The organism is Micromonospora sp. NPDC003776, assembly GCF_053605645.1.
The window spans coordinates 1-3,523 of record NZ_JBSGJR010000653.1 but is presented as its reverse complement, the minus strand read 5'-3'; the positions used below and the strand labels follow the sequence as shown (position 1 = coordinate 3,523).

Below are 3,523 nucleotides of genomic sequence, written 5' to 3'. Positions count from 1 at the left end.
GTGGCGCGGCTGATCGCGCGGGGACGGGGGCCGGCCGGGCGGGTGGTGGCACTCGGCCCGACCGTGCTGCTGCCGGCGGGCGCCGCGCTGGTGGTGCTGACCGCCGACCTGTCCGGGATGAGCAAGGCCGAGGTGGAGCGGATCTGGTTGCCGTTCGTGGTCTGGCTGCTGGTGGCCGCCGCGCACCTGCCGGCGCCGGCCCGCCGCTGGTGGCTGGCGGGGCAGGCCCTCACCGCCCTCGCCGTCAACCACCTGCTCTTCACCGTCTCCTGAAGGCGTCGCCGCGTGCCGACCGCAGGCGGCAACGTCGGGTAAGTTGCTGCCTCGGCGTGGCGGGAGACCGCAGTTTCGGGGAAGTTGCCGCGAGCGCGGGCGAGACGTGGGGGCGTTTATGGCGAAGCGGGTCGGGGTTGGCCTCGTGGTGGCGCTGCTGGGGCTGGGCGTCGGGGGCTGTGGCGACCTGGGCGACGCCATCTCGGGGGGCCTGTCCGCCCGGGACTGCCACCCGGACCCGAAGACCGTCGCCGCGCTGCGCCGGGAGCCGGTGCTGACGCGGACGCCACCCGGGGCCACGCTCGGTTCGGTGGCCGAGACCGTCAGCTGCGGTTGGGACAGCGCCGGCAGCCCACCCCAGCTCGGCATTGTCGAGCGCGAGGTTACCGGGGCCGGAGCCTCCGACGAGGTGACGCGGTTCTACGCGGACCTGGCCCGCTCCGGCGGCTGGAAGGAATACGACCAGGCCACTCGGAACGAGGCATTCGGCCCGGACAACCACGTCTTCGACGCCTCGAAGGCGGACGGGACCCACTGCACGTGGGGCCTCCAGGTGCTCAGCACCGCCACCGGGACCTACCAGGTGCAGATCACCTACACGCCCCGCGACCTCCGGCCCACCTGCATCTGACCCCCGGCTGATCCGGGCCTGCCAGCCGCGCTCAGGCGACCAGGGCGGCGGGTTCACGCAGCGGGTCGGTGGCGAAGGCGGTCACGCCGTCGACGAAGCCGACCCGGGCGGTGTAGCCCAGCAGCTCCCGGGCCCGGGCCGGATCGGCCACCACGTGCCGGACGTCGGCCGCCCGCGCCCCACCCACCACCTCCGGCGCCGGGCCGCCCATCGCCTCGGCCAGCGCCACTGCGAGATCACCGACGGTGTGCGGCTGGCCGGAGCAGACGTTGACCGGGACCAGGCCGTCCGGGGTGGGCGCGGTGAGCGCCAGCAGGTTGGCCCGGGCCACGTCGGTGACGTGCACGAAGTCGCGCCGCTGCCGGCCGTCCTCGTACACCCTGGGTGGGCGGCCGTCGGCGAGCGCCGACCGGAACAGCGAGGCGACCCCGGCGTACGGGGTGTCGCGGGGCATCCGCGGCCCGTAGACGTTGTGGTAGCGCAGCGCCCACACCCCGCCCCCGGTCTGCCGGGCCCAGGCCGCGGCGTAGTGCTCCTGGGCGAGCTTGCTGGCCGCGTACGTGCTGCGCGGCTCCAGCGGGGCGTCCTCGGGGACCAGCGCGGGGGCCAGGGTGCCGGCGCACTCTGGGCACGTCGGGTCGTACCGGCCGGCGGCGAGATCGGCGGCGCGGCGCGGCGCGGGCCGGACCACGCCGTGTCGGGCGCAGGTGTAGCGCCCCTCGCCGTAGACCACCATCGAGCTGGCGAGCACCAGCCGGGACACCCCGGCCCGGTGCATCGCGGCGAGCAGCACCGCCGTGCCGTGGTCGTTGTGGCCGGCGTAGTCGGGGGCGTCGGACGGGTCCAGCCCGTGCCCCACCATCGCCGCCTGGTGGCAGACCGCGTCCACGCCGGACAGCAGGCGGTTCAGCAGTCCGGCGTCGCGGACGTCGCCGACCACCGGCTCGTGCCGCCGGGACCACTCGGGCAGGGTGCCGCCGTGCGCCTGCGGCAGCAGGGCGTCCAGGCAGACCGCCTCGTGTCCCTCGGCGACCAGCAGGTCGGCGATCTGCGATCCGATGAATCCGGCGGCGCCGGTGACCAGTACCCGCATGCGCCCACGCTAGGGCACCGCGGGGGCCGGGCCGGGCGGTTCTCGGTGGACGTCAGCGGTTCGTAAGAGCCCGGTGATGAGAAGGGCTGAACCGCCGCCCTCGAACATCGACAATTGTGCCAAATGCGCGGAGGTCACGGACGGTCGATCAGCTCGCCGACGTACCGGGTGGCGGCCAGCACCTCGGGGTCGCCGGTGCGGTCGTACGACTCGACGGCCGTGTCGGCGAACTTCAGCACGTGCTCGTCGCCGTGCTCGGCGGCCCGCTGGAGCGCATCCTCCCGGGTCGGCGGGGGACCGCGCCGGACGATCTCCGCGGGCGGAGCCGGCCGGGCTGGGGCGTACGTCGCGACGACTGCCGCCACGGCTGCCCAGGCCGCCGCAAGGCTCGGCAGCCACTGTTCGGCCGGCAGGACCGGGAGCACGTGACGCACGGCGTTGGGCGCGGTAGCGGCGTGCACCAGGAGGACCGGCGAGCCGTGGCCGAACCCGAGGTACGCCTTGGCGGCGCTGTCGACGAGCGACTCCAGCCGCTCCGGGACCTCCTCGGCGGACGCGGCGGGTGCCAGCGCGCGCAGGCTCGGGGTCCAGCCCGGGCTGCGCTCCAGCCGGTCGAGCCGGTGGGCGATGAAGCCGCTCTGATCCGCGAGCCGGGTGACGGCTGACAGGGCCTCGCCCGGCGTGCGGGTACCCGCTGGCGGGACCACCCCGGCCAGCTCGCGGTAGCGCGCCGCCCAGAACGCCAGCCCGTGCGCCAGCTCGTCGAGGGCCTGGCGGGCGGGGACGCCAGCGGTGCCGCGCAGCGTACGAACCGCGTGGCTGACCCGGATCACGCCGTGGGTCGAGCCGGCCACGATGCCCGGCAGCAGTCGCGGCCACCATTCGGCGAGCACCTCCTGCCACGGGCGCCCGGTCAGCTCGTGCCGGAAGTACGCGGCCCAGTCGGGCAGCCGTCGCGCCTGACCCAGCGCCGCCGCCCACTCGCCGGGCCGGATGGCCAGGCTCGTGCCGGGCAGCTCCGCCAGGCGGCGTACGTAGCGATCGAGCCAGCCCTCGACGTCGATGTCGAGCCCCCGCCGGACCATGACCTCTACGGCCATGGGGCCGTGGTTGGTCAACCCGTGGTTGCCCTCTTCGTCGCCGGCGAACTCCGGCCCGTACGCGTGCAGCCGTTCGTAGGCCGCGGGCAGCGCCTCGATCATCGATTCGTGCGTCATGGTGGCCACCTCAGCGGGCTGCGGCGGTGTTGATCAGGGTGCGCATCTTCGATGTCCTCTCCGTCGTCCGGCTGGTGGTGTCCAGCATCGGACGGCTCCGGTGACACGGCGACGATTAGGCTGGGGCCTAATCGGAGGCTGGCCGCGTGATTCATCTGCACTTCACGGCAATGGACCTGACCCGCGTGCGTTTCGCCGTCGCGCCCCTGACCGAGACCGTCGCCAGCCTGCGCGCCCTCGCCGCCGGCCGGCACGGGCCGCACCTGCACCGTCCGTGGATCGACCGGTTGGCCGAGCGAGCGGGCCGCC

The 3,523-nt window shown here is 74.8% G+C and carries 3 protein-coding genes and 1 pseudogene; 2 read left to right on the top strand and 2 right to left on the bottom strand.

Going from position 1 to position 3,523, the window contains the following annotated elements:
* Together ACWEVO_RS32705 and ACWEVO_RS32700 are read left to right on the top strand one after the other, a co-directional pair.
* A pseudogene (locus ACWEVO_RS32705) lies at positions 1–273 on the top strand (hypothetical protein); the annotation flags it as partial.
* 118 nt (positions 274–391) lie between these two features.
* A complete protein-coding gene (locus ACWEVO_RS32700) occupies positions 392–904 on the top strand; it encodes a hypothetical protein (RefSeq protein WP_452311304.1) in 513 nt (170 codons plus the stop codon).
* A 31-nt stretch (positions 905–935) separates the two neighbouring features.
* Here the strand turns inward: ACWEVO_RS32700 and ACWEVO_RS32695 are convergent, their stop codons facing one another.
* Together ACWEVO_RS32695 and ACWEVO_RS32690 are read right to left on the bottom strand one after the other, a co-directional pair.
* Positions 936–1,997, bottom strand: coding sequence for an NAD-dependent epimerase/dehydratase family protein (locus tag ACWEVO_RS32695; RefSeq protein WP_452311303.1), 1,062 nt, complete (start codon positions 1,995–1,997; stop codon positions 936–938).
* A 134-nt stretch (positions 1,998–2,131) separates the two neighbouring features.
* Positions 2,132–3,214: a questin oxidase family protein gene (locus ACWEVO_RS32690; RefSeq protein ID WP_452311302.1), complete on the bottom strand. Its 1,083-nt coding sequence runs from the start codon at positions 3,212–3,214 to the stop codon at positions 2,132–2,134.
* Positions 3,215–3,523 lie beyond the last annotated feature (309 nt).

What these genes read in the sequence shown, in the direction of transcription:
- ACWEVO_RS32700 (WP_452311304.1), top strand. Translation starts at nt 392, where the DNA reads ATGGCGAAGCGGGTCGGGGTTGGCCTCGTGGTGGCGCTGCTGGGGCTG.
- ACWEVO_RS32695 (WP_452311303.1), bottom strand. Translation starts at nt 1,997, where the DNA reads ATGCGGGTACTGGTCACCGGCGCCGCCGGATTCATCGGATCGCAGATC.
- ACWEVO_RS32690 (WP_452311302.1), bottom strand. Translation starts at nt 3,214, where the DNA reads ATGACGCACGAATCGATGATCGAGGCGCTGCCCGCGGCCTACGAACGG.